The sequence below is a fragment of the Streptomyces sp. NPDC046821 genome (assembly GCF_040645335.1).
Taxonomy (GTDB): Bacteria; Actinomycetota; Actinomycetes; order Streptomycetales; family Streptomycetaceae; genus Streptomyces.
In genome coordinates this window covers 1-25306 of record NZ_JBEYYB010000028.1, presented here as the reverse complement: position 1 = coordinate 25306, position 25306 = coordinate 1, and the positions used below count along the sequence as shown (strand labels likewise).

Below are 25306 nucleotides of genomic sequence, written 5' to 3'. Positions count from 1 at the left end.
CCGGATGTCCGGATACACCGAAGGCCCGGAAGCGAATGCTTCCGGGCCTTCGGCCTTGAGTAGCGGGGACAGGATTTGAACCTGCGACCTCTGGGTTATGAGCCCAGCGAGCTACCGAGCTGCTCCACCCCGCGTCGGTGAACCTGACTCTACGCCATTGCGGGGACGGAACGCGAATCGGCGGCCCGCGCCCCTGGTGGGCCGGGCTCTCCGGAGGCGCGTTTCACCCGGTCGGGCGCACCGGGTCGCCCGCCGCCGGGCCCGGGGGAACGCTGGTGTGGGGCGCCCCGGGGCGCGCCGGTGCGGGGGACCGACGCGGACGGTGCCGGGAGGCGATCGGGTGGGGCAGCGAGCAGGACAGCGCGGCGGACACAGACGCGAGGCAGGGCAGAGCCTGTCCATGGCCCGGTCCTTCGTCCGCGTGCTGCCGTGGCTGCTCATCGCCGTGGGGGCGGTCTACGACTACATGACGCCGTCACGGTTCACCGGAGTGCCGCTGTTCACCGCCGCGCCGCTGATCGCGGCCCCGTTCTTCTCGCCGCGCGGCACGCTCCTGACCGGCATCGCGACGATCGCCGTCGTGCTCGGGGTGCATCTCAGATACAGCCGCAGCTACACCACCGAGTCCGTCACCGAACTCGTCACCGTCGTCACGGTCTGCGTCCTCGCCGTCGTCATCAACCGCGTCGTGCGCCGCGGCTCCGAGCAGCTGATGTCCGTACGCCGGATCGCCGAGGCGGCGCAGCACGCCGTCCTGCCCGAACCCGAGGCCCGTATCGCCGGACTCCAGATCGCGGCGCGTTATGAGGCCGCGCAGGCGGGGGCCTTCATCGGGGGTGACCTGTACGCGGTCCAGGACACCCCGCACGGGGTGCGGCTCGTCGTGGGTGACGTGCGGGGGAAGGGCATGGGCGCGGTGGCGGCCGTGGCCGTCGTCATCGGGGCGTTCCGGGAGGCCGCCGAGCAGGAGGCGACCCTGGAGGCGGTCGCGCAGCGTCTGGAGCGGGCGCTCGCGCGGGAGGGGACGCGGCGCGAGGGGCTCGACGAGTACGAGGGGTTCACGACGGCCGTACTCGCGGAGATCCCGCACGGTGACGGCGTCGTGCGGATCGTCAATCGCGGTCACCCCGAGCCGCTGCTGCTCGGCGGGGACGGCGCGCTGCGGGTGCTGTCGTCGCCGGAGCCGGCGCTGCCGCTCGGGATGGGGGATCTGGGCGCGTGGCCGGACCGGGCGTCGGAGGCGGAGTTCCCGTGCGGGGCGACTTTGCTGCTGTACACCGACGGGCTCTCGGAGGCGCGCGACGCGGAGGGGGAGTTCTACGACCCGGCGGGCCGGCTCGCCGGGCGGATGTTCTCCGGGCCCGACCCGCTCCTCGCGACGCTCACGGCGGAGGTCCGCCGGCACACGGGGGGAGGGACGACGGACGACATGGCGCTGTTGGCGGTCCGGAGGCCGTGAAGTCCGGCGGCCGTGAAGCACGTGAAGCAGTCGTCCGGCGGCCGTGGATGGTCCCTTCGCGTCGGCGGCTTCCGTGAGTGAGGCCGCCGTGAAGCGAACGTGAAGCCGTAGTGATGGCCTTCATCACATTCCGTAGCTGAACGGCCTCGCTGCGCATAACGTTTGACACACCGTCAGAAGAACGTGTCGTTCCGACTGGCGGTCAACTCGCCCGATTGCGCCCGCTCGTGCCCCGATAAGTCCAGGCCAAAGGCGTTAACGATCAGTCGGAACGGCTTGGAATCGGACCCCCGAGTCTATTAACGTTCGATAACGCAGCGCGGTCGTCCCAGCCGTCACAAGAGACGGCTCCGTGCGCACGCGCCTAATCCCGCAAGGGAGCCGGGGAACCACCAACTTGGGGTGAATCGGACGTCCTTCCCCACGAGGGACGTCGGTAGGAGACCTTCCTGCTCCGAACCCGTCAGCTAACCCGGTAGGCGAGAAGGAAGGAAAGGAGTGCGCCCCCGTGGCGTCCAACCGGCCTGCCCCAGAGTTCTCCCATGCCCCGAACGACGAGTTCGGATACGCGGACGAGCAGCCCTGGGAGGAGTGGAACCCCACAGAGGAGTCCGTCCGGCCCGTGCGCGGCCGGCACCGCGTCGCCAAGCAGCGCGGCGGACTCGCCCGCAGCTCCACCGTTCTCGGTGTCGGCGTCATCGCGGCCGTCGGTGCGGGCGGCATCGCCACCGCGCAGGGCGGCAAGCCCCCGGTCCACATCTCGATGCCCGACCTCTCGGCCGTCAAGGACGCGCTGCCCGAGGCCAAGTCGCTGCCCGGCGTGGGCTCGCTGATATCGGACGACAGCACCGACGACTCGGGTACGGCGACGAACGCCGCGCCGCTGACCACGGCCGGTATCACCACCGCCGACGCCCAGCAGGGCGCGACCGACGCCGGTGAGGCGCTGCGCAGCCGCATCCTCCAGCAGGCCGAGCAGCAGCAGGACCAGGCCGCCCACGCCGAGGCCACCGCCGCCGAGGAGGCCGCCGCGAAGCAGGCCGCCGCGGAAGCGACCAAGACGCAGGACGCCGCGCAGGCCAAGGCCGACGCCAAGGTCGCCGCCGCGAAGAAGGCGGCCGAGGAGGCCGCGAAGAAGAAGGCCGAGGCCGAGCGCCTCGCCAAGCTCGCCAAGAGCTACACGCTGCCGGTCGCCTCGTACACGATCACCGGCACGTTCGGTCAGCCCGGTTCGATGTGGTCCTCCGGGTACCACACGGGCCTCGACTTCGCCGCTCCCACGGGTACGCCGCTGAAGGCGATCCACGGCGGTGTCGTCAAGGAGGCCGGCTGGGCGGGCGCGTACGGCTACCGCACCGTCCTGGAGCTGCCGGACGGCACCGAGCTCTGGTACTGCCACCAGTCCTCGCTCAACGTCAGCGCCGGTCAGAAGGTGACCACCGGCGACGTCATCGGCCGCGTGGGCGCCACGGGCAACGTGACCGGGCCGCACCTCCACCTGGAGGTCCACCCGGGCGGCAACCCGACCGGGGTCGACCCGGCGCCGTGGCTGCGCAACCTGGGCCTTACTCCCTGACGCCCTGATCCACCCGGACCGGCACCACCCCCGCCCCCGATCCCGGCGGCCCTGACGACATCCCCCCGACGTCAGGGCCGCCGTCGGGCATTCCCCGGACTTTTGACTTTCGGATCGGAATAACTCCCTCCGAAGACGTGTTGTGACATGACATGACTTCCCTTCGCAAGCTTGGCTCGTCCGACCTCGAGGTCTTCCCGCTCGCCCTCGGCGGCAACGTCTTCGGCTGGACCGCCGACGAGGCCCAGTCCTTCGCCGTTCTCGACGCGTACGTCGCCGCCGGCGGCAACTTCGTCGACTCGGCCGACATGTACTCGTCCTGGATCCCCGGCAACAAGGGCGGCGAGTCCGAGACCGTCCTCGGCAAGTGGCTGGCCGCGCGCGGCAACCGCTCCGACGTCGTCGTCGCGACCAAGGTCGGCGGCCACCCCGAATACCCCGGCCTGTCCGCGGGCAACATCAAGGCCGCCGCCGAGGCGTCGCTGAGCCGACTCGGCACCGACTACATCGACCTCTACTACACGCACTTCGACGACCCGTCCGTGCCGGTCGAGGAGATCATCACCGCCCTCGACGAGCTGGTGAAGGCCGGCAAGGTGCGCGCCATCGCCGCGTCGAACGTGAGCCCGGAGCGCCTCCAGGAGTCCCTGGACTTCTCCGACCGCGAGGGCCTCGCCCGCTACGTCGCGCTCCAGCCGCACTACAACCTCGTCTCCCGTGACACCTACGAGGGCGCTCTCGAGGAGGTCGCTTCGCGCGGCGGTCTCGCCGCCGTCCCGTACTACGCCCTGGAGTCGGGCTTCCTGACGGGCAAGTACCGTCCGGGCGCCCAGGTCGACAGCGTGCGCGCCGAGGGTGCGTTCAAGCACCTGGAGAGCGAGCGCGGCCAGCGCGTCCTCAAGGCCCTCGACGAGGTGGCGCAGGAGCACGGTGCCGAGGTCGCGACGGTCGCCCTCGCGTGGCTCGCGTCCCGTCCGACGGTGGCCGCGCCGATCGCCTCCGCGCGCGTCGTGGAGCAGCTCCCGGCGCTCGTGGCCGTGGCCGACCTCCAGCTGACGGACGCGGACCTGACGAAGCTGACCGAGGCGTCGGCCTGATCCGTCGGCAGCTGATTTCTCAGTAGCGGTTCAGTAGCGGTACGGGTTGTACGCGGACGGGTCGTACGCCGTCGTGGTGCGCGCCGTCGCGTTGTATGCCGTCGTGTTGTGCGCGGGGAACGGGGCCGCCGGCCCCGCGTACAGCGGCGGCACCCATACCGGTGCCGTGGCGCGGGCCGCGTACGCGAGGGCGGGGCGGGCCGCGTGGCGGCGCGCCCACAGCTCGTCGAGCAGCTCGCGTTCCCGTACGACGTAGTCCGCGCCGGCCTTGCCGCGTCGCCCGCGGTGGCGCAGGAGCGCGAGGGACGTCGCGTACTCCTCGTACTGGGCGACCGCCTTCGCCGTCGCCTTGCCGCCGTGGTGCTGCGCGAACTCGCGGGCCAGGCGGCGCGCCCGCATCGAGCCGAGGGCGTACGGCTCGGCGGGGCCGAGCCAGCCGGCCGCCACGTACGCGGGCAGCTCGGTGCGGATCGTGCGCAGTTCGCGCTGGCGGGTCCAGATCGCGAGCCAGGTGAGCAGCGCGAACACGGGCATCATGAACAGCGCGTACACCGCGAAGAACCCGTAGGGGCCGAACACCGACGAGCTGTTCCAGGCCGCGTGCATCCCCATCGCGAGCAGCAGCCCGGTGAGCGGCAGGAGTACGCGGCGCAGGCGCCCGCGGCCGGGTGCGGCGGCCGCCGCGAGGCCGAAGCCGATGCCGGTGAGCACCGTGAACAAGGGGTGCGCGAACGGCGACATGACGACGCGGACGAAGAACGTCGCGGCGGTCACCGAGGCGATGCCGGTGTCCCCACTGAGCTGGTCGGTGCCGAAGGCGTTGCCCAGGTAGAGGATGTTCTCGGTGAACGCGAAGCCGGTGGCGGTGACGCCGGCGATCACCACGCCGTCGACGATCCCGGTGAAGTCACGCCGTCTGAACAGGAAGATCAGCAGGACGGCGCAGGCCTTCGCGGACTCCTCCACGATGGGCGCTATGACCGTCGCGCCGAGGGTGTCGGCGTGCGAGGGGTCGGCCGTGTTGGTGGCGATCCAGTGGGTCGCGAAGCTGTTCGCGACGATCGCGATGAGCGCGGCGGCGCAGGCTCCCCAGGCGAACGAGAACAGCAGGTTCCGCCATGGCCCCGGCGCGACCCGGTCCAGCCAGCGGAACGCGGATATCAGGAGCGGCACGGGGAGCACGGCGAGGCAGAGCCCGACGATGAACCCCTCGGTGCCGGTCTGTTCCCGGACGAGGGCGAGGATCACGAGGCCGGAGAGTGTGAGGAGCGAGACGAGCGCCCACGCGTGCACGGCCTTCCGCTGCCACCACCGCGGATGCCGCAGCGTGCCGGGCCCCGGAGCGACGGCTCCGGACGGCGCACTCGGAAACGCATTCGACGGATACGAGGGATAGGTGGCCACGCGTTGACCCTAACGAGGGATAGGCCTGGCCGCGACGGGGTCTCGGTGAGGCGTCAGTCCTGAACGGGGGCCGTGGCTGTTTCGGTTGCTGTTTCCGCGCGGTGGAAAAGCAGGTCGTGGACGGCGTGGCCCTTGTCCAGGCCCTGGCCCTCGAAGCGGGTGAGGGGGCGGAACTCGGGCCGGGGCGCGTACCCGCCGTCCGCCTGCGTGTTCACGTAGTCCGGGTGCTCGGTCAGGACTTCGAGCATCTGCTCGGCGTAGTCCTCCCAGTCGGTCGCGCAGTGGACCAGGGCGCCCGGCTTGAGGGGGACCGCGGCGAGGCTGAGGAACTCCGGCTGGATCAGGCGCCGCTTGTGGTGGCGCTTCTTCGGCCAGGGGTCGGGGAAGTAGACGCGCAGCCCGTCGAGGGAGGCCGGGCGGAGCATCTCGCGGAGCAGGATGATCGCGTCGCCGTTGGCCACGCGGACGTTCGTCAGGCCGTTGCGCTCGGCGAGGCCGAGGAGGTTGCCCTGGCCCGGGGTGTGGACGTCGACCGCGAGGATGCCGGTGTCGGGGTCGTCGGCGGCCATCTGCGCCGTCGCCTCGCCCATGCCGAAGCCGATCTCCAGGACGACGCGCTCGCGGCCCTCGAACATCTCGTCGAGGTCGAGGACGCGCTGGCCGTCGATGTCGAGACCCCACTTGGGCCACAGCCGCTGCAGGGCGTCGCTCTGGCTGGTGGTGACGCGGCTGCGGCGCGGCTGGAAGCTGCGGATGCGCCGCTCGAAGTGCGACCCGGCCGGGTCCGGCGCGGGCCCGTCGGGGAACCGCGGCTCCCCCTTGGCGCGCGCGGGGACGGCGGCCTCGGGCGTGTGGGCTTCGGGGGTACGGGGTGACTCAGACACAGTGAGGCGATTTTAGACGGTCGGGGTGAGGCGCTTTTCAGACCGCTTTCATACCGCTTTCAGGGCTGTCAGACGGCCGGCCAGGTCGGCCCGCTCAGCGTCCGGCCTCGTCCAGCGCGGCCAGCGCTCGGCGGGCGACCTCGCGGCCGATCGGGAGCGAGGCCGTCGCCGCCGGGGACGGGGCGTTCAGTACGTGCACCGTGCGCGGCGCCTCGCGGATCAGGAAGTCGTCCACGAGGGTCCCGTCCCGCAGGACCGCCTGGGCCCGGACACCCGCCGGCGCCGGCACCAGGTCGTCCGCCGTCACCGCGGGCAGCAGCCGCCGCACCGCCGACGTGAACGCGCTCCGGGACACCGACCGGCGCAGCTCCCCCGCCCCGTACCGCCAGTGCCGTCGTGCGATCCGCCAGGAGCCGGGCCAGGCCAGCGTGGCGCCGAGCTCGCGCGGGCTGACCGTCGACCAGTCGTAGCCCTCGCGGGCGAGCGCGGGCACCGCGTTCGGGCCGACGTGGACGCCCTTGTCGATGCCGCGCGTGAGGTGGACGCCGAGGAACGGGAACGCCGGATCGGGCACCGGGTAGACCAGGCCGCGCACCAGCTCGGGGCGGGCCAGCTCGAAGTACTCGCCCCTGAAGGGCACGATCCGCATCCCGGGGTCGTCGCCCGCGAGCTCGGCGATCCGGTCGCAGTGCAGCCCCGCGCAGTTGACCAGGACGCGCCCTCTGACGATGTCCCCGGAGGCCGTGAGCACGGCGACGCCTCGGTCCGGGCGGCGGTCTATACGGACGACCTCGGAGCCGTACCGGATGTCCGCGCCGGAGGACCGGGCGAGCTGGCGGGCCACGGCCGCGTAGTCGGCGATGCCCGTCGTGCCGACGTGGATCGCGGCGAGCCCGCGCACATATGGCTCGTACTCGCCGATCTGGGCGGGGCCCAGCTCCCGTACCGGAATCCCGTTCTCCCGGCCGCGCTGGACCAGGGCGTGCAGGCGGGGCAGTTCGTCGCGCTCGGTGGCGACGATCAGCTTGCCGGTGACCGCGTGATCTATGCCGTACTCCGCGCAGAACTTGACCATCTCGGCCGCGCCCTCGACCGCGTACCGCGCCTTGAGGGAGCCGGGGCGGTAGTACACGCCGCTGTGGATGACCCCGCTGTTGCGCCCCGTCTGGTGTCCGGCCGGCCGCCACTCCTTCTCCAGGACCGTCACGCGGATGCCCGGCACCGCGCGCGTGAGCGCGTACGCCGTCGCCAGGCCGACGATCCCGCCCCCGATCACCAGCACGTCGCAGTCATATCCCCCATGCCCGCCGTACGCGCCCTGCCCGCTCGTCATCACCGCGCCTCACCTCCCGCCCCCGATACTGCACTGCGCCACTGACAACGCGTTCAAACCAGGGCGGTGGCCGGTCTTCCGCAGGGGTGTTTCACACCGATGCCGTCAGCCAGGGTTGCCGGCCGGTGTTTGCAGCCGGTGCCATCAAGATCAGGCCGGTGCCGTCAGGATCAGGCCGGAGCCATCAGGAGGGGCCGGGCCCGCTCCCGCAGCTCGGCGACCCGGGGCTCGTCCCCGTACGGTTCGAGGCGGTGCAGCAGGTCCTTCACGTACTCGGTGGTCCTGGCCGACGAGATCCGGCCCGCCACCTCCAGCGCGCGCGTGCCCTGCTCGCACGCCGCGTCCAGGTTCCCCGACTCCAGCTCGGCGACCGCCGACACCACGAGCCGTAACCCGTGCGAGCGCACGAACTCCTCCGTCGGCCGCGACAGCGCCTGCTCCGTGAAGCGCCGCACCTGGCGGGGCGCCTTCAGGTCGCGGTAGCACTCGGCGGCGTCGGCGGCGAAGCGGTCGTACGAGTAGAAGCCGAGCCACGACGGGTCGTTGTCGCCGTCGCGCGCCCGCTCCAGCCAGCCCTCCGCCGCCCGCAGCGAGGCACCCGCGGCCTGCGCGTCACCGGCGCGCGCGTGCGCGCGTGCCTCGACGAGCCGGAAGAAGCTCATGGTCCGCGCGGTGGCGAGCCCCCGGTTGCGCTCCAGGGCGGCCTGCGCGAGATCCACGCCCTCGTCCCCGAAGCCGCGGTACGTCGCCTGGAGCGACATGGAGGCCAGAACGTATCCCCCCAGGGGCACGTCGGCCGCCGCGCGCGCGAGGCGCAGCGCCTGGATGTAGTACCGCTGCGCCGCCTCCTGCTGGCCCGTGTCGAACGCCATCCACCCGGCCAGGCGCGTCAGTTCGGCACTCGCCCCGAAGAGGGCGCGCCCCACGTCGTCCGAGTACGCGCCCAGCAGCAGCGGGGCGGCCTCGACGCGCAGGCACTCGGGGACCATCGACGAACGCCAGTCGCCGCCCCCGTACTTGGAGTCCCAGCGCCGCGCGTCCTGGGCGGCCTCGCGCAGCTTCTGTACGTCGCTGTGGCCGACCTTCTGCGGCGCGTTGTCCCCGCCGCCCTCCGGGGTGTGGGCCTCGCGCGCGACCGACGAGTCGGCCGGCGTTATCAGCCAGCGGGAGGCGGGCGTCGCGTACGCGCTCACCGCGAAGGATCCGGCCAGGGACTGCCAGATGCCGCCGCCCGTGCGGCGGCCCGCGAGGTCGAGGCGGTACAGCTCCGTCGCCGATTTCACCGCCGCGCCCACGTCGCGCGGGAAGGCGAGGCCGACTTCGGGCGCGGGGTCGGCGTCCGCCAGGCCGATCTCGTGGAGCGGGACGGGCCGTCCCAGCTTCTGGCCGATGGCGGAGGCGATGAGGTGCGGCGCGGCGCCCTGCGGCACCATGCCCTTGGAGACCCAGCGGGCCACCGAGGTCTTGTCGTAACGAAGCGTCAGGCCGCGCTGCGCCCCCAGGTCGTTGACCCGTCGCGCCAGACCCGCGTTGCTGATTCCCGCGAGGGCGAGAACGGTGCCGAGTTTCTCGTTCGGCCCGCGTTGCTCCCTGGACATGGCCACCCCTCGACGCCGACGCTGCCGCCGTTGGCATAACCGCGCGGCATTCGTACACCCAGCGTAGTTCGCCGAATCCCAAGCGTTAAGAGGCGTCGTATCGGATGGCGGGATTATTGTCCGTACGGGAGTACGTGCCGGGCGGGTGCGCCGTCACGGTGCGCTCCGGCAGTGTGGCCGTGCGCCCGTGCGTGCGCTCTTCTGCGGGTGTGGCGGCGGGGATTGCATGGATGGTGCGTGGGTCGGCCCGCTGTACTGGATCCAGCGGGCTGGGGGACACCGTCGCCTTCATCCCCGCGGGCGGCGGACCGGTCCGGGAGGTGAAGCGCGCCTCCCGGACCGAGCGTTGCCCTGTGTTGCCCAAAGTGGCCGCCGGGGTGTGCTCAGGTCTGGCCAACGGCGGCCGATTTGGCCGAATTTCGACGGTCCGACGAGACGCTGCGCGCGTGCCGGGCGGGCCTTTGGGTGGGAGCGCGGGGGTGCGGGGGCCTCTCAGGGGGCTCTCAGGGAGCTCTCAGGGTGGCCTCCGGGGACGTCCGCGGAGCGCCCCCCGAGTGACCCTTCGGGGACCTCCGCGGGGCGGCCCCCGAGTGACCCTTCCGGGGACCTTCGCGGGGGTGACCCCCGGGGGCGTCCGTGGGGCGCCGCCCCCGAATGACCCTCTGGGGACCTTCGTGGAGCGCCCCCCGAGTGCCCCCGGGGACCTCCCTGGGGCGCCCCCGAGTGACCCTTCCGGGATCGCTCGGGCGCCCCGGGTGATCCCTCGGCGGACCCCCGGAGGGGCCCCCGGGGGTGCAACTGCCGCTCACTCGGGGCGCATTCGGTGGCGCGTGAGCCGCCCCGTCGCGTCTCTCGCGCGCCTCCTTCGTGGCAGCATGGGACCGGTTTCCTCTGACGAGGTTCTGTCCACAGCCTGTGGAGGCGGCGATGCGGTGGTTGGTGGGGTGGAGCAGTACCACCGCCGGGCCGGTGCGGTTCGGGTCCGCGGGTTCGGCCGGGACCGACGGGGAGACCGTCCATCCCGTGGGCTCCCAGCTCCTGTGGGGTGACCCGGACCCCCTGTGGGCGGTCGGCGACTGGCGCCCCGACGAGGTGCGCGTCGTCACCGCCGACGAGCAGACCCGTATCGCCGTACTGGGTACCTGCGGCGCCACGGACGAGCAGTTGCGAGTCGGTCTGTTCGCCGCGCGTGGCGGCGCCCTGCGCCATCTCACCGCCTGGCCCGGCAGTTACACGGCCGTCGTCCAGGTCGGCCGGCGCCTCATGGTCGCCGGTGATCTCGCGGGCGCGCGGCCGGTGTTCTACACGCCGTGGGCCGGCGGCACCGCGTACGCGACCGCCGCCCTGCCCCTCGCCGACCTCATCGAGGCCCACCTCGACATCGGCCATCTCGCCGCGCTGCTCGCCGCCCCCGACGTGCCGGAGGCCCTGCACGACTCGACGCCGTACCAGGGCGTCAGCCGTATCCCGCCCGGTCACGCGCTGATCCTGCGCGCGGGTGCCCGTGAGATCGCGGGCTATGAACCGGTCGCGTCGCTCGCCGTCGCCGCGCCCGCCGCGGACCCCGCCCACGCGGTGGACGCGCTGCGGGACGCGCTCGTCGAGGCCGTACGCACCCGGCTCGCCGCGCCCCGGCACGTCCCCGGGGCCGAGTTCGACCCCGGGCCCGTGCCCGGGATGGGGCCCGCCGAGCGGCGCGCGGCCCGAGGTATGCCTTCCCCCGGCATCGGCGCCGACCTCTCCGGAGGGCCCGCCTCCGGGACCCTCGCGCTGCTCGCGGCCGGACTGCCGGGGCTGCCCGGCACGGTCCTCGGCCATGGCACGGGCGCGGGCGAACGGCTCCTCGCCGTCACCTTCAACGACCTGTCCGCCGGGGCCGACGGACGCGAGTCCGAACTGCAGCGCGCCGGCGCCATCGCGGCGAACCCGAGGCTGCACCACGTCGTCGTCACCGGCGGCGAAGAGACGCTTCCCTACGCGGAGTTGGACGGTCCGCTCACCGACGAACCCGGCCCCTCCCTGGTCACGGCCGCCCGCCACCGCGCGCGCCTGCTGTCCGGCAGCGCCGACCACTTCACCGGCCACGGCGCGCGTCAGGTCCTCGACGCGCATCCGGCCCGCCTCGCCGACCTCCTGATGGACCGGCGCCGGCGGCACATGGTCAAGCCCGTCGCCGCGCTCGCCAAGGCGGACGGGGGGTCGGTGCTGGTGCCCGCGCGCGTGTACGGAGCGGCGCGCAAACTGGCCCGCACGCCGTATCGGACCGGCGTCGAAAGCCTCGCGGACCGGCTGCTGCGGCGGAGTTTCGAGATGCCGGACGGCGACGCCGGGGCCGTCGGAGCGTCGCTCGCGGCGCTGGCGTGGGCGAGACCCGGGCCCGCCGCGCGCTGGCTCACGGGTGAGGCGCTGGCAGAAGTATCGGTTCGCCTTCAGGAAGGCGCCACGCGTCCCGGGCCGGGACCGGGGCAGCGGCCGGGAGCGTTCCGGGCCCGCGCCGCGCTGGCGCGGCACGCCGCTGACCTGCGCGTTCTGGAACAGGCCGCCGAGGTCCGCTTCCAGCGTCTGCACGCGCCGTTCCTCGACAACCAGGTCGTACGGGCCAGCCGCGCGCTCCCCGAGGCACTCCGCGTACGGCCGGGCGCCCGCGCCGACATCCTGCGCGCGGTCCTCGAAGGGGCCGGTGTCAGCGAGCTGCCCGCCGGGTGGGGCGCGCCCTCGCACGCCACGTCGGCGGCCGCCGCCCGCACCGGTATCCGCGTCTCCGCGGACCACCTCATCCAGCTCTTCGACACCCCGCTCCTCGCCCAGGCCGGCCTGATCGAAGGCCGAGTGGTCCGCAAGGCGCTCCGCGCGGCGGCCGACGGTGAACCCTTGCCGCTGGACGGCCTCGCGGACCTGGTCTCCCTCGAACTGTGGCTACGCCGCCTGCTCGCCCGCCGTGGCACGTGCTGGACGGGCACGCCCGCGCGGCAGCGGGCCGTGCCCACGGGGAGCGTGGCGCCGCAGAGGGGAGTGCTGGGGGCGGGGAGGTGACGGGGCGGTCGCCGGTACGGAACGGTGGCCCCCGTATCTCCCCCCTCACCTCTCCCTCTCGCCCCAGCCGGAATCCACGCGACTGAGATCGTCCCGCCCCCGAGAATGGGCTCGTGCGGTATCGGATTCTGGGTGTCAGTGAGGCCTTTGACGAGCAGGGGGTTGCCCTCGGCGTCGGTGGACGGCGGTTGCGGGCGTTGCTCGCGGCCCTCGCCCTGCACGTGGGGCGTACGGCTTCCGCCGACGCGTTGATCGACGACGTATGGGGCGACGATCCGCCGGCCGACGCGGCCGCCGCGCTTCAGGCCCTCGTCGGGCGGCTGCGGCGCGTCCTCGGCAAGGGCGCCGTCACGTCGGAGCCCGGTGGCGGATACCGGCTCGCCGCAGGTCCGGAGGATGTGGACCTGTACGTGTTCGAGCGGCTCGTCCGCGACGGTACGGGTGCCCTCGCCGACGGCGACCCCGCCGCAGCCGCCCGTGTCCTGCGCGACGCGCTCGCCCTGTGGCGCGGCCCCGCACTCGCCGACCTCCCCGACAGCGCCGCCGCGACCCGCGCCGAGGCCCAACGCCTCGAAGCGGTACGCGCACGCGTGGAGGCCGAACTGCGGCTCGGGCGCGCCCCCGTACTCGTACCGGAACTGACCGGACTCACCCGCGACCACCCGTACGACGAACCGCTGCACGCGCTCCTCATCCGGGCCCTGCGGGACGCGGGGCGCGGGGCCGACGCGCTCGCGGCGTACGAGACGGCGCGGCGCACGCTTGCGGAGGGGCTGGGGGCGGACCCCGGTCCCGTACTGGTTGCCCTGCACGCTGAACTCCTCGCCCCTGACCGTCCTGTGTCGCCGGCGCACGCCGAACTGCTCGCGCCCCTGCCCCACCCCGCGCCCACGCCCGGCCACCCCGCGCCCGCCCCACCCCGGCCCCCTGAGCGAGACGGCAACCTCCGGCCGCGCCTCAACTCCTTCGTCGGACGCGAGCCCGAACTCGACGCCATCCGGGCCGACTTGGGCGGATCCCGGCTCGTCACCCTCACCGGACCCGGCGGTTCCGGGAAGACGCGTCTCGCCGAGGAGGCCGCCGCGGGCCATCCGAACGCCTGGATCGTCGAACTCGCCCCGCTGGAGCGCCCCGAGGCCGTGCCCGGTGCCGTCGTGAGTGCCCTCGGCCTGCGCGAGACCTCCCTGATGACCAGCGAACTGTCGTCGGCGCCGCAGGACGACCCGGTCGCGCTGCTCGTCGAGTACGCCTCCGCACGCCGCCTGCTCCTCATTCTCGACAACTGCGAACACGTCGTCGGCGCCGCCGCAGAGCTCGCCGAGACCCTGCTCACGCGCTGTCCCGGCCTCACCGTTCTCGCCACCAGCCGCGAACCCCTAGGGGTGCCCGGCGAGTCCGTACGCCCGGTCGAACCCCTGCCGCCCGACCCGGCGCACCGCCTCTTCGCGGAGCGCGCCCGAGCCGTCCGCCCCGACTTCGACGTCATCGCCGACCCCGGTGCCGTGGCCGAGATCTGCCGCCGCCTGGACGGCCTGCCCCTCGCCATCGAACTGGCCGCGGCCCGCCTCCGGCTCCTCACGCCCCGCCAGATCGCGGACCGTCTCGACGACCGTTTCCGCCTGCTGACCAGCGGAAACCGCACCGCGCTGCCGCGCCAGCAGACTCTGCGCGCGGTCGTCGACTGGTCCTGGGACCTCCTCGACGAGCAGGAACGTACGGTGCTGTGCGAGGCGTCCGTGTTCGCCGGCGGCTGGGACCTGGAGGCCGCCGAGGCCGTCTGCTCCGGCCCTGCGTCGGACCTGATCGGGGCGCTCGTCGACAAGTCCTTGCTGGTGGCCGCGCCCGGCGACGCGGGCACGATGCGGTACCGGATGCTGGAGACGATCCACGAGTACGCGGCCGAACGCGCCGCGCAGGAACCGCAGTTGCTCGCCGAGGCCGAGCGGCGCCACATCGCGTACTTCCGCGCCCTCGTCGAAACGGCCGACCCGCTGCTGCGCTCCGCCGACCAACTCCCGTGGATCGCACGCCTGGAGACCGAACTCGACAACCTGCGCGCCGCGCTCCACCGCGCCACGACAGGTGGCGCCACGGAGGCGGCGGTGGGCCTCGCGCTGCGCACGGGCTGGTTCTGGTGGCTGCGGAACTACCGTAAGGAGGGCGCGGACCGGATCGGCCGGATGCTGGGGCTGAGGCCTACGTTCCGGCCGGTGGGAGGCCCCGCCGAGCTGAGCCGGGCTGAGCGGGACGGCTTCGAATGGGACGGGTCCGAGCGGGACGGCTCCGAGGGGAACCGCTCCGAGGGGATCGGCTCCGAGCGAGACCTCCCCGCCCTCCCCGCCCTCCCCGGCCTGGCCGACCTCCCCGGCCTGGCCGGCCTCGCCCACGTCACCGACGAGTCGCACCCCCTCTACTGGCCCCTCATGGAGCTGCGCCTCCTGCACATCTTTCTCGTCGCCGAGTCGCGCCCCGAGCAGGCCCTCTTCGAGGAGGCCGACCGTGCCTACCTCACCCGCGTGCGGGACGCCTTCGCGCGGCTCGGGCCCGAGGCGGCTCGTTTCCCCGGCATCATCTGGCCGTTCGCCGTGTTCCTCCTGGACGGCACCGCCGACGTGGCCGCCGCCCTCGATCAGGCCCTCGCCAACTGCCGTGCGCACGGCGGGCCTTGGGAGACCGGCGTCGTCCTGATGTTCCGCGCCCACCGGGCGGTCGACCGGCCCGGCAACCTGTCCGGCGTGGACGACGACCTCGCCGAGCTGCGTGCCCTCGGCCGCCGCGTCGGCGACCGGTGGATGCGGGCCCAGGTGTGCGGCGCCGCCGCCGAGGCGGCCATGGCGCGCAGCCGTTTCGACGAGGCGAAGCCCGAGTTCGAGGAGGCCCTGCGCCTCGCCTACGAAGTGGGCTCCCACGCGGAGGTGCCCTTCCTCATCGCCCGGCTCGGCGAGATCGCCTACCGCTCGGGCGAACGCGACAGCGCCCGCGAACTCCTGGCCGAAGCGAACACCGAGGCCGACCGTTACGGCGTTCCGGACTCCCGCGCGTTCGTGCAGCTCCTGAGCGCGCTGATGGCGTTGGAGGACGGTGACCCGGCGCGGGCCCGCGAGCTGTGGCACGCGTCGGGGGCGACTGCGTCACGCGGGACCCCGCCCCCGCAGTTCACGGCGGCGTTCGAAGGCGTCGACGCGCGCATCACGGAGGCCGAGTCGGGCCCGGCCCGCGCGCTCGCCGTCCTGGCCGACGCCCTGCGCCACTCGGTCGAGAACGGCTGCGCGGAGGCGGTGAACGCGGGCCTCGCCGACCGAAGCGCGCTTTTGCTGGCCCGCCTCGGCGACCCGGCGGGAGCCGTAGGGCTGCTGGCGGCGGCCGACGGCTGGCGGCGCGGCGTCCCCCGCCCGATGCCCGACCGCGTAGAGACAGAGGCGGCCGAGCAGCGGGCCGCGACAGAACTGGGCCCCACCGCGTACGCCGCCGCCCGCACCGAGGGCAAGGACCGCACGCCCCTCGAAACGATCACGCTCCTGACGGAACGCGCCGAGACGTTCATCTCGACCGATACGGAGGCCAGTTGAGCCCACACGCAGCCCACCTGCACGAATACGCGGCCCAGCACGGGCCCCGCTGACCCGCGACGCGCCCCCGCCCATATCCAGCCGCCCGCGAAGCGCCCCCGTCAGCTACAGCTGAACCGAGACTCCGCCCAGTCCGCGACCGCCAGCTTGTCGAAGTTCGACTGCGGCTCGGTCACCAGCTGGATCGACTTATGACCCGCGAGATTCACATGCACCGGCACCGCCGGGTCGCCGCCCTTCATGACCGGCGACTGCCACAGGCGCACCCCGTCGGCGTAGACCGAGAAGCGCACCGCGCCGTTGCCGAGGGTCATGTCGTCGACGCCGGCGTAGGCGTCGTACGCGCTGCACTGGCGGTTGAGGTCGATGGTCACGGAGGACGTCGCGTTGACGGTGACTCCGTGGGCGTACTGCTTGCCGGCGACGTTGAGGTTCTGGCGCTGCCAGACGAAGCTGCTCTCGACCGTCCGGATCTCCGGCTTCGTGCCGTCGCCGAGGCCGCTGTACGACAGCTGGCTCAGCTGGTAGACGGTCGGGGCGGGCGCCGGAGGTGTGAGAGACGGGGTGGGGCTGGGCGTCGGTGTCGGCGTCGGCGTCGGGCTCGGGGGAGGCGTCGGCTTCGGCGTGGGCTTGGGGGCCGGCTTGGGCGGAGGCGTCGGCTTCGGGGTGGGCTTGGGCGGCGCGGGCTGCGCGGCGGGCGCGACCGGCTGCGGCTTCGGGGGCGCCGGCTTGGGCGTGGGCTTCGGCGGCTTGACCGGCTGGGAGACCGGCGGCGCCTCCTTGTGGGCCTCCGGCTTCGGCTGCGGGTCGCCGACCAGGGCGATCGCGACCGCCACGGCCACACCCGCCGCGACCACACCGGCCGCGATGCCCGCCTTCACGGGCGCGCCGAGCCCCTCGGACGCCGCCGCGCCACCGCCCGCGGTCCCGCCGGACGACGTACCGCCCGTGGCCGCGGCAGCCGCACCCGCGCCGACGGCACTCGCCGCGCCGCCGCCGATGAGCGCGGCCACCTTCGCGTACCCGGCGGCACCGAACCAGCCGATGACCGCGATCGGTACGACACCCGGGATCCCGCTGGCGACTTCCTTGATCTGACCGGCGGCGAGCCGGCACTTGGCGCACTCCTCCAGGTGCTTGCGCAGCCCGCGCTCGGCCCGCGTGCGCAGGCTGCCGCGGGCGTACGCGCCGAGCCGGTCGGCGTAGCGGGCGCACTCCTCGTCCTGGCTGAGCGTGGCGCTCACATGGGCCTGGAGGTACGCCTCCTTGAGGCCTTCGCGGGCGCGCTTGGCGAGGACGCGCGTGCCGTTGGCGTCGAGTCCGAAGAGCGTGGCGACGGCGCTGGGTGACTCGTCCTCCACCTCGGTGTGCCACAGGACGGCCTGCCAGCGCTCGGGCAGCGAGCGGAAGGCCTGCATGGCCATGGACCGCTCGGCCTCGTGCATCGCGAGGACGTCGGCGCCGAGGTCCAGGGTGTCGTCGTCGGACACCTCGCTGGAGCGGGCGGCCTGCTGGGCGAACATCGCGAAGTCCTCGACGAGATGCTCGCGCTTCGCCGACTTCGTCCAGCCCGCGGCGACGCGCCGCACGGTGGTCAGCAGATAGGCGCGCACCGCGTGCTCGGGCCCGCCGCCGCCGCGCACGGCCTGCAACATGCGGGCGAAGACCTCGGCCGTGAGGTCGTCGGCGGTGTGCCCGTCCCGGCAGCACGTACGGGCGTAACGGTGCACGGCGTCGGAGTGCCGGCGGTACAGCTCCTCGTACGCGCTGTCGTCGCCGGACCGCATACGGGCGATCAGGTCGGCGTCGGCGGGAGGCATGTCGCGCGGGGGCGGCAGCACGGAGGTGCCGGAGTCGCCGCCGGGTTCGCGCTGCTGGGGGACGACGTTCACGTCCGTGAGGTTGTCGGGGGAGTCGGGGTCCGCGCCGGGTACGTCGGAGGAACTGCCGGCCGGAACTGCGCCCCGTGCGCCGCCCTGCGCCGGTACCTGCCGTGCGGGCAGCCCGCTGGTCTCGATGTTGCCCGCGCCACTGCTTTCGAGTGACTCGTCCCGCCCGTCAACGCTCATCGCGGAAAGCCCCCGACCGCACACTCAGACACGAACACGCGGCAAAGAGTGCCACATGGGCGCCCCGCCCCGCCCCCGCGAGGGTCCGGCAACCACTCATCCGGGCAGTCTTTGAACGATGAAGCACTAGCTTTCACTCGAACGGGTAATGCTGAACGGATGTGGCGGATACGGGAGTTGACCGGGGGTGATGCGCCCATGTCACGCACGACTGCCGCACCGGCGCGCCGCCGGCCCACACCTTCCATGGCCGCCGCACCTGCACGCCGCCGACCGGAGCCCGATACGCCCCCGCACACCCAGGCACGGGGTTCCGGCCCGCCCACTCCCAGGCGGACCAGCCCCGCACGCCCTATACGCCCACGACCTACGAAGGCCGCGAGCGCAGCCCCTCAAGGAGGATGTCCAGCAGCCGCGAAGACGCCGCCGCCTGCTGCGCCGGGTCCGGCAGCGACGGAGCCGCCGTGGCGATGACCAGCAGTACGTCCGCCACGGTCACGTCCTCGCGCAGCTCCGACGCCGCGCGGGCGCGGTCCACGAGCTGGCCGACGACCTCCAGCAGAGCGGCGGCACCGGCGTCGTCCGCCGGAGCGGCCTCCGTGGCCGGCGACGTCCGCTGCTCCATGAGCCGCTGCTCGCCCGGCGGGACGACGACGAGCCGCTGCTGCGGAACCCGCGTCTCATCCCGTACGCCACCAGGCGCGCTCTCCTGGCCGACGCCGACACCGGCGCCGATACCGGCCCCAGCAACAGAGCCCGTACCCGCAGCGTCGTCCTGCTCGTCGGGCACACCGACCCGCAGCACATGCGGCGGCAGCAGCCGTCCCGCGCCCGAGGCGACGGAGGTGCGCAGGAAGCGCGACAGCGCCGACCACGGTTCGTCCTCCTGGCCGAGCGCGGACCGTGCCTGGTCGGTGAGCCGGGAGGTCTCCTCCTCGGCGATGCGCCGCACCAGCACGTCCTTGCTCGGGAAGCGCCGGTACACCGTGCCGACACCGACCCGGGCCCGCCGGGCCACGTCCTCCATCGGCGCGCCGTACCCCAGCTCGCCGAAGACCTCGCGTGCGGCGCGCAGCACGTGCTCGAGATTGCGCTGGGCGTCCACGCGCAGTGGCGCCGGGCGCGAACTGTCGCCCGCGAGGCGTCCGTTACCACCGCTCGTGCTGCCCGTCGGTCCGCCGGCCACGGCCGAAGCGGAAGCGGCTGCGGAAGTCCATCGAGAGTCGTGAATCTTCATATATGTGTTCCCCCGGTAATGACGTCTCCCCCCGGAGACTCTCCCCGCCATCGGTCCCCGGAGCGTGAGGAACAAGCCATTTGCACGGATCCGGATCGCGGATCCGTCAGCGCATCCCCCGACACCCCGGCAGCACACGAACATAGTTGAGGTGGAGTCAATTCAGAAGGGGGAGGTTCCGTGCGGACTGCCCCCCGAACGGAGTACGGGGCGATTCCGCCCTGATTGCACCCCCGCTCTTCGCTCACGATATCCGTCCTGACCTGCGAACCTGTCCGGCGCGGCGGCGATTCGCCCGTACGGCGGCCGATCCGGTCCCCGGTCACACAATTTGCCGGGGCTGTGGACAAACTCCGACGGCCGATGCGTCATGGGACGGTGCCGATGCCGAAGACTGGTTCCTCCCGGGGCACGGCCCCGGACGTTCCGCGTAAGCGCGTCCTTGTCGTGGGGGGCGGTTACGTCGGGATGTACACAGCGCTGCGCCTCCAGCGGAAACTCAAACCGGAACTGCGCGGCGGCCGGACGGAGATCGTCGTCGTCACGCCCGACCCGTACATGACCTACCAGCCGTTCCTGCCCGAGGCGGCCGCCGGTTCGATCTCGCCGCGCCATGTCGTCGTGCCGCTGCGCAGCGTCCTCGGCAGGTGCCGGGTCGTCGTCGGGGAGGTCCGGTCGGTCGACCACGCGAAGCGCACCGCCACCTTCACCACGCCGGCCACCGAGGAGCAGGGCACGGGCGGTGCGGAGATCACGTACGACGAACTCGTCCTGGCGCCCGGCTCGGTCTCGCGCACGCTGCCCGTGCCGGGGCTCGCCGATTACGGCATCGGCTTCAAGACCGTCGAAGAGGCGGTCGGGCTGCGCAACCACGTCATCGAGCAGATGGACATCGCCTCCTCGACCCGCGACCCGGCCGTCCGCGACGCGGCCCTGACCTTCGTCTTCGTAGGGGGCGGTTACGCGGGTGTGGAGGCACTCGGCGAACTCCAGGACATGGCCCGCTACGCCTCGCGGTACTACCACAACGTCACCGCCGAGGACATGAAGTGGATCCTCGTCGAGGCCAGCGACCGCATCCTCCCGGAGGTCGGCCAGGAGATGGGCCGCTACACGGTGAGCGAGCTGCGCCGCCGCAACATCGACGTACGCCTGGAGACCCGCCTCGAATCCTGCGAGGACCGGATCGCCGTCCTGGACGACGGCTCGCGTTTTCCCACCCGTACGGTCGTGTGGACCGCCGGCGTCAAACCGCACCCCGTCCTCGCGGCGACCGACCTGCCGCGCGACGGACGCGGACGTCTCAGATGCACGGCCCAGCTGGTCGTCGACGGCGCCCCGCACGCGTGGAGCGCGGGCGACGCGGCCGCCGTCCCCGACCTCACGGCCGACGAGCCCGGCAAGGAATGCGCGCCGAACGCCCAGCACGCCCTGCGCCAGGCCAGGGTCCTCGGCGACAACATCGCGGCCTCCCTGCGCGGCGAGCCCCTCACGGACTACGAACACAAGTACGCCGGTTCCGTCGCCTCGCTGGGCCTGCACCAGGGCGTCGCGTACGTCTACGGGCGCAAGCTGAAGGGCTACCCTGCCTGGTTCATGCACCGCGTCTACCACCTGAGCCGGGTGCCGACCGTGAACCGGAAGGCCCGGGTCCTGAGCGAGTGGATACTGTCCGGGCTCTTCAAGCGCGAAATCGTCTCCCTCGGCTCGCTGGAGCGTCCGCGTGCGGAGTTCGAACTCGCGGCCGGTGGGCCACCCCCGGCGAACCCGCCGACCGACCCACCGCACGACCCGAAGGGGTCGACCTGACCGGACTCAGGAACTCCCGCCGAGGACCCGGCGTCTGACGGATATCGGTCCGGTCGTCCAGACTGGTCCACGACCATGGTCGGCCCACGACCACGGCCGGCCCATCGACCGTGGGCGGACCGACCGCGATGCCGCCCTTCCCCGCGTACCCGGCCCCAGGCCGGGCAGGCGAGACCACAGCTGACTTCACCCGATCTCACCCGACTTCACGAGGCTGTCCCCACAGTGAACTTCACGCGCTGGAGCGCCCGGCTCCCCGGAACGCAGCGCCGCGCCGCGGCGCGGTCCGACCTCGGCGTCTCCCAAGGCCATGGCGTCTCCCCAGGGCATGGCGTCACCCAAGGGCAGCGAGGGGAAGGCGCCGTGCCCGCCGCCCGCCACGAACACGCGTCCGACGACGAGGCACCCGTGCCCGCCGTCGGCATCGACGAACTGCCCGCGCGCGAGGTCCTCGACCGCATCCCCGCCCTCGTCGCCCTCCTGCACGGCCCGGACCACCGGGTGGCGTACGTGAACGACGCGTACGCCACCGCCTTCGGCGACCGGCCCGCCGGCGAACCCGCGCGCGAGGCGCTGCCCGAGCTGGAGGAGCTGGGCCTCCTGCCGCTGCTCGACCAGGTCGTGCGCAGCGCCAGGCCGCGCACGGTCAAGTCCCGCAAGGCGCCGGGCGGCCGTTCGTACACGTTCACCTGCACGCCCGTCACCGTGCCGGGCGCCGACGAGTCGGGCACCCCGGGCGTCCTGGTCTTCGCGGCCGACGTCACCGACCACGCCGAGGCCGCCGAGCGCCTGCGCGCCAGCGAGCGCAGCCAGCGCGAGACCGCCGTCACCCTCCAGCGCTCCCTCCTGCCCCAGGAGCTGGAGCAGCCCGACGACCTGCGCATCGCCGCCACGTACCAACCGGGCGGCACGGAGGCCGCGGTCGGCGGGGACTGGTACGACGTGATCACGCTCGGCGGCGGCCGCACGGCGCTCGTCATCGGGGACGTCATGGGACGCGGGGTGCGGGCCGCGGCCGTCATGGGCCAGCTGCGCACCGCCGTCCGCGCGTACGCCCGCCTGGACCTGCCCCCGCACGAGGTGCTCCAGCTCCTCGACGGTCTCGCCATCGAGATCGACGCGAACCAGATCGCGACGTGCGTCTACGCGGTGCACGACCCGAACGAGGGCCGCCTCGTGTACGCGTCGGCCGGCCACCTCCCGATCCTCGTACGCGACGAGAGCGGCACGATCCACCGCGCGGACGAGCCCACGGGACCCCCGCTCGGCACCGGCGGCTGGCTGCACGCGTCCGGCTCGGTGCCGCTCGGCCCGGGATCCACCGCCGTCATGTACACGGACGGTCTGGTCGAACGCAGGGACGAGGACATCGACGAGGGCGTCGCGGCTCTGGAACGCGCGTTGGGGGGCGCCACCGGCACCCCTCAGGTCGTGTGCGACCGGCTCATCCGCGCGGCCGGCGTCACCGCCGACCACGACGACGACGTGGCGGTCCTCGTCCTCCAGCACCCGGCCCGCACGGGCCCGGACGGAGAGCTGTTCCGTAACGCGTCCCTGGAGCTGCTCGGCGGTGTCGAGGCGGCCCCACGCGCGCGTGCCTTCGCCTCCGGAGTCCTCGCCAGCTGGCGCTTCTCGCCCGAACTGCACGACCTGGGCGTCCTGGCGGCCAGCGAACTCGTCGCCAACTCGCTCCAGCACGGCACCCCGCCCATGCGCCTCAGACTCCGCCGCACGGACCGCCGGCTGATCATCGAGGTGACGGACGGGGACGACCACCTCCCGCGCCGCCGCGCCGCCGAACCTGCGGACGAGGCGGGCCGTGGCATCGCGATCATCGCCACGATCGCGTCGAACTGGGGTGCCCGCCGCACCCCGGGCGGCGGCAAGGCGGTCTGGTGCGAATTCACCCTGCCGCGCACCCCGTAAGGGTTGATGCTCAGGCAGCCGCACCCGCGGGCGCCGGCTCGACCGGAGCCCCACCCTCCGCGACCACCCGGCTCTTCGCGAGCGACGGCTGCTCCTGTACGGGAGTCAGGTGCCGCCCGAGCCGGACCGCGAGAACCGTGATCCCCAGCGAGAACAGCACGAAGGTCACGATGTACGGACCGTGCAGCGTGGCGCCCATGGGCCCGCCGACCGCGGGACCGACGGCCAGCGCGAGCTGCTTGACCAACGCGAACGCCGAGTTGTACTGACCGACCCGGCCGGCCGGCGCCAGATCGGCGACCAGCGGCGCCACGGTCGGCGACAGCATCGCCTCACCGAGACCGAACAGCGCGTACGTCGAGATGAACGCGGCCGTGGCCATCGCCATGCTGCCGTGCCCGATACCGGCGTACCCGGCGGCGAGCCACGCGACCGCCCACACGAGACCGACGGCCGCGATCACGCGGGACCGGCGGCGACGCTCGACGAACTTCAGGACGGCGAACTGCGCGACCACGATCATCGCGGTGTTGGCGGCGAGCCCGATGCCCAGCGTGGACGACGAGATCCCGGCGGCCTCGACGCCGTACGCGCTCAGGCCCGACTCGAACTGCCCGTAGCAGGCGAAGAACAGAACGAACCCGAGGACGCACAGCTGGACCATCGCCCGGTGCCGCAGCAGCGCCCGCAGCCCGCCACGCGAACCGGAGTCCTCCTTCGGCACACTCCCGCCGAGCGTGGGCGCGTACGGCATCCGCACGAAACCGACGATCGCGGCAAGCACCAGGAACATCACGGCCTCGATGGCGAAGAGCATCGTGAAGCTCGCCGGGCGGCTCTCGTCGACGATCTGACCGCCGATGAGACCACCGATACCCAGACCGAGGTTCTGCAGGAAGAACTGCGTGGCGAAGGCCCGCGTACGGGTGTCCGGAGTGGACGTCCACACGATCATCGTGGCGAGCGCCGGCTGGATCACCGCCGTACCCGCGCCGAGCACGGCGGCGGACAGGATCGCCATCGGCTCATTGGTGGAGAAGCCGAGGCCCAGGGCGCCGGTGGCCGCGACCAGGGTGGCGACCACGACGACGGGCACCGGCCCGCGCCGGTCGATGGCCCGCCCGGTGAACGGAAGGACGACCAGAGCGGCCATGGCGAACGCCGCGAGCACGATGCCCGCCGCCCCGGCCCCAAGACCCCGCACCTCTGCGACGTACACATAGAGGAACGGGACCGTGAATCCGACGCCGAACGAACTCAGCGCGCTGCCCACCTGGATCCGACGCATCGCTGCGCCCTTCGCCCTGGTCACTTTCACTTCCTTAGGAGTTAGATCTGAAGACTTCAAAGCTAAAGTTCAGACCTGAACTATACACATCGAAGGACTTCAACGCCAAGTGACCCGTGCCATACTGCGAACCATGGGCGACAACACCGGCGACAGTGAGCCGACTCTCGAAGAGCAGATCGCCGCGTACCAGCGCGAGTTCCAGGACCTCGACCCCCAGGTCGAGCAGATCGTCTCCACGCTGGGCCGCCTCAACAGGCGGATGAACGTCGCCTACGGCCGCCAGACCGCGAACCTCGGCATCACGAACGCCGAGTGGGAGGTCCTCAAGGCCCTCGTCCTCTCCGGCGCCCCGTACCGCATGGGACCGGGCGACCTGGCGAAGCGCCTCGGCCTCACCCCGGCCGCCATGACCCACCGCATCGACCGCCTGGTCACCGAGGGCCTGGCCACCCGCGACCGCGACGAGTCCAACCGGGTACGCGTCATCGTCGAGCTCACGAAGGAAGGCCGCGACAAGTGGCTCGAGGCGATGCGCCTCGCCGCCGTCTTCGAGGAGGACCTGCTCCAGGACCTCTCCTCTGAAGAGAGAGGTGCGCTGGGCGAGGTCCTGACCCGCCTGCTGCGCCGCGTGGAGCACGCCCAGCCGGACGCCGGCGGCCGCCTCAAGGACCTCGACTGACCCTGTCCCGAACCTTGAGAAAAGAACTTGCCAGGAAGGGTTGACACGCCCCTCCCCGATACGTAAAGTTCCTCGGGTTGCCACGGAGCCGTAACGGTTCTGCGGCAGCACTTTCGCCGCTGAAGCGGCACCCAACCACCAGCACTACCTCCCATCCGGGATCGAATTCGGCGTGCCCGAATTAAATTCGATTTCCGGGCGGCGGCCCCGATTAGGAACCGCCGGGAAGTTCCGCTAAAGTTTGGGACGTCGGAACGGCCCAACAGCCGGAAAGACAAACCCAACCGACTGGGAATCAGGCCCGAAAGGATCTGATAGAGTCGGAACCGCCGGAAAGGGAAA

The 25306-nt window shown here is 72.7% G+C and carries 15 protein-coding genes, 1 tRNA gene and 1 riboswitch; of the genes, 8 read left to right on the top strand and 8 right to left on the bottom strand.

Features of this window, described 5'->3' with window-relative positions; all coding sequences use genetic code 11:
* Nucleotides 1-60: 60 nt before the first annotated feature.
* Nucleotides 61-134 (bottom strand) — tRNA-Met (locus ABZ893_RS35530).
* 266 nt (nucleotides 135-400) lie between these two features.
* On the opposite strand from ABZ893_RS35530, the gene ABZ893_RS35525 reads away from it, so the two are divergent.
* From ABZ893_RS35525 to ABZ893_RS35515, 3 genes are all read left to right on the top strand, one after another.
* Complete coding sequence (locus ABZ893_RS35525) at nucleotides 401-1459, top strand: PP2C family protein-serine/threonine phosphatase (RefSeq protein WP_361412396.1); 1059 nt, start codon at nucleotides 401-403, stop codon at nucleotides 1457-1459.
* Nucleotides 1460-1810: 351 nt separating this feature from the next.
* Nucleotides 1811-1956, top strand: a riboswitch (cyclic di-AMP (ydaO/yuaA leader).
* 11 nt (nucleotides 1957-1967) lie between these two features.
* A complete protein-coding gene (locus tag ABZ893_RS35520; protein WP_361412394.1) occupies nucleotides 1968-3035 on the top strand; it encodes a M23 family metallopeptidase in 1068 nt (355 codons plus the stop codon).
* 152 nt (nucleotides 3036-3187) lie between these two features.
* Nucleotides 3188-4132, top strand: a complete 945-nt coding sequence (locus ABZ893_RS35515) for an aldo/keto reductase (RefSeq protein WP_361412392.1) — start codon at nucleotides 3188-3190, stop codon at nucleotides 4130-4132.
* Nucleotides 4133-4162: 30 nt separating this feature from the next.
* Here the strand turns inward: ABZ893_RS35515 and ABZ893_RS35510 are convergent, their stop codons facing one another.
* From ABZ893_RS35510 to ABZ893_RS35495, 4 genes are all read right to left on the bottom strand, one after another.
* Nucleotides 4163-5536, bottom strand: a complete 1374-nt coding sequence (locus ABZ893_RS35510) for a PrsW family intramembrane metalloprotease (protein ID WP_361412390.1) — start codon at nucleotides 5534-5536, stop codon at nucleotides 4163-4165.
* Between the two features lie 53 nt (nucleotides 5537-5589).
* Nucleotides 5590-6420 (bottom strand): tRNA (guanosine(46)-N7)-methyltransferase TrmB, encoded by an 831-nt coding sequence (gene trmB, locus ABZ893_RS35505; RefSeq protein WP_361412388.1) that lies wholly within the window; start codon nucleotides 6418-6420, stop codon nucleotides 5590-5592.
* Between the two features lie 94 nt (nucleotides 6421-6514).
* Nucleotides 6515-7753, bottom strand: coding sequence for an L-2-hydroxyglutarate oxidase (gene lhgO / locus ABZ893_RS35500; protein ID WP_361412386.1), 1239 nt, complete (start codon nucleotides 7751-7753; stop codon nucleotides 6515-6517).
* Nucleotides 7754-7923: 170 nt separating this feature from the next.
* Nucleotides 7924-9351, bottom strand: coding sequence for an MFS transporter (locus tag ABZ893_RS35495; protein ID WP_361412384.1), 1428 nt, complete (start codon nucleotides 9349-9351; stop codon nucleotides 7924-7926).
* A gap of 927 nt (nucleotides 9352-10278) precedes the next feature.
* On the opposite strand from ABZ893_RS35495, the gene ABZ893_RS35490 reads away from it, so the two are divergent.
* Both ABZ893_RS35490 and ABZ893_RS35485 read left to right on the top strand, forming a co-directional pair.
* Entirely contained in the window at nucleotides 10279-12384 is a 2106-nt protein-coding gene (locus tag ABZ893_RS35490) for an asparagine synthase-related protein (protein ID WP_361412382.1), read from the top strand.
* Nucleotides 12385-12497: 113 nt separating this feature from the next.
* Entirely contained in the window at nucleotides 12498-15953 is a 3456-nt protein-coding gene (locus ABZ893_RS35485; protein WP_361412380.1) for a BTAD domain-containing putative transcriptional regulator, read from the top strand.
* Nucleotides 15954-16054: 101 nt separating this feature from the next.
* On the opposite strand, the gene ABZ893_RS35480 is transcribed toward ABZ893_RS35485, so the two are convergent.
* The gene (locus ABZ893_RS35480) at nucleotides 16055-18022 is read right to left on the bottom strand and encodes a sigma-70 family RNA polymerase sigma factor (protein ID WP_361412378.1); all 1968 of its coding nucleotides are present in this window, start codon (nucleotides 18020-18022) and stop codon (nucleotides 16055-16057) included.
* 367 nt (nucleotides 18023-18389) lie between these two features.
* Nucleotides 18390-19259, bottom strand: coding sequence for a helix-turn-helix domain-containing protein (locus tag ABZ893_RS35475; RefSeq protein ID WP_361412376.1), 870 nt, complete (start codon nucleotides 19257-19259; stop codon nucleotides 18390-18392).
* Nucleotides 19260-19643: 384 nt separating this feature from the next.
* On the opposite strand from ABZ893_RS35475, the gene ABZ893_RS35470 reads away from it, so the two are divergent.
* Nucleotides 19644-21068, top strand: a complete 1425-nt coding sequence (locus ABZ893_RS35470; protein ID WP_361412374.1) for an NAD(P)/FAD-dependent oxidoreductase — start codon at nucleotides 19644-19646, stop codon at nucleotides 21066-21068.
* 225 nt (nucleotides 21069-21293) lie between these two features.
* Nucleotides 21294-22994, top strand: a complete 1701-nt coding sequence (locus ABZ893_RS35465; RefSeq protein WP_361412372.1) for a SpoIIE family protein phosphatase — start codon at nucleotides 21294-21296, stop codon at nucleotides 22992-22994.
* 10 nt (nucleotides 22995-23004) lie between these two features.
* Here the strand turns inward: ABZ893_RS35465 and ABZ893_RS35460 are convergent, their stop codons facing one another.
* Entirely contained in the window at nucleotides 23005-24306 is a 1302-nt protein-coding gene (locus ABZ893_RS35460; RefSeq protein WP_361412370.1) for an MFS transporter, read from the bottom strand.
* A gap of 109 nt (nucleotides 24307-24415) precedes the next feature.
* Here ABZ893_RS35460 and ABZ893_RS35455 point away from each other — a divergent pair, with 109 nt between their 5' ends.
* The gene (locus ABZ893_RS35455; protein WP_361412368.1) at nucleotides 24416-24964 is read left to right on the top strand and encodes a MarR family transcriptional regulator; all 549 of its coding nucleotides are present in this window, start codon (nucleotides 24416-24418) and stop codon (nucleotides 24962-24964) included.
* Nucleotides 24965-25306: the final 342 nt, after the last annotated feature.

What these genes read in the sequence shown, in the direction of transcription:
- ABZ893_RS35525 (WP_361412396.1), top strand. Translation starts at nt 401, where the DNA reads ATGGCCCGGTCCTTCGTCCGCGTGCTGCCGTGGCTGCTCATCGCCGTG.
- ABZ893_RS35515 (WP_361412392.1), top strand. Translation starts at nt 3,188, where the DNA reads ATGACTTCCCTTCGCAAGCTTGGCTCGTCCGACCTCGAGGTCTTCCCG.
- lhgO (WP_361412386.1), bottom strand. Translation starts at nt 7,753, where the DNA reads ATGACGAGCGGGCAGGGCGCGTACGGCGGGCATGGGGGATATGACTGC.
- ABZ893_RS35495 (WP_361412384.1), bottom strand. Translation starts at nt 9,351, where the DNA reads ATGTCCAGGGAGCAACGCGGGCCGAACGAGAAACTCGGCACCGTTCTC.
- ABZ893_RS35490 (WP_361412382.1), top strand. Translation starts at nt 10,279, where the DNA reads ATGCGGTGGTTGGTGGGGTGGAGCAGTACCACCGCCGGGCCGGTGCGG.
- ABZ893_RS35480 (WP_361412378.1), bottom strand. Translation starts at nt 18,022, where the DNA reads ATGAGCGTTGACGGGCGGGACGAGTCACTCGAAAGCAGTGGCGCGGGC.
- ABZ893_RS35475 (WP_361412376.1), bottom strand. Translation starts at nt 19,259, where the DNA reads ATGAAGATTCACGACTCTCGATGGACTTCCGCAGCCGCTTCCGCTTCG.
- ABZ893_RS35470 (WP_361412374.1), top strand. Translation starts at nt 19,644, where the DNA reads ATGCCGAAGACTGGTTCCTCCCGGGGCACGGCCCCGGACGTTCCGCGT.
- ABZ893_RS35455 (WP_361412368.1), top strand. Translation starts at nt 24,416, where the DNA reads ATGGGCGACAACACCGGCGACAGTGAGCCGACTCTCGAAGAGCAGATC.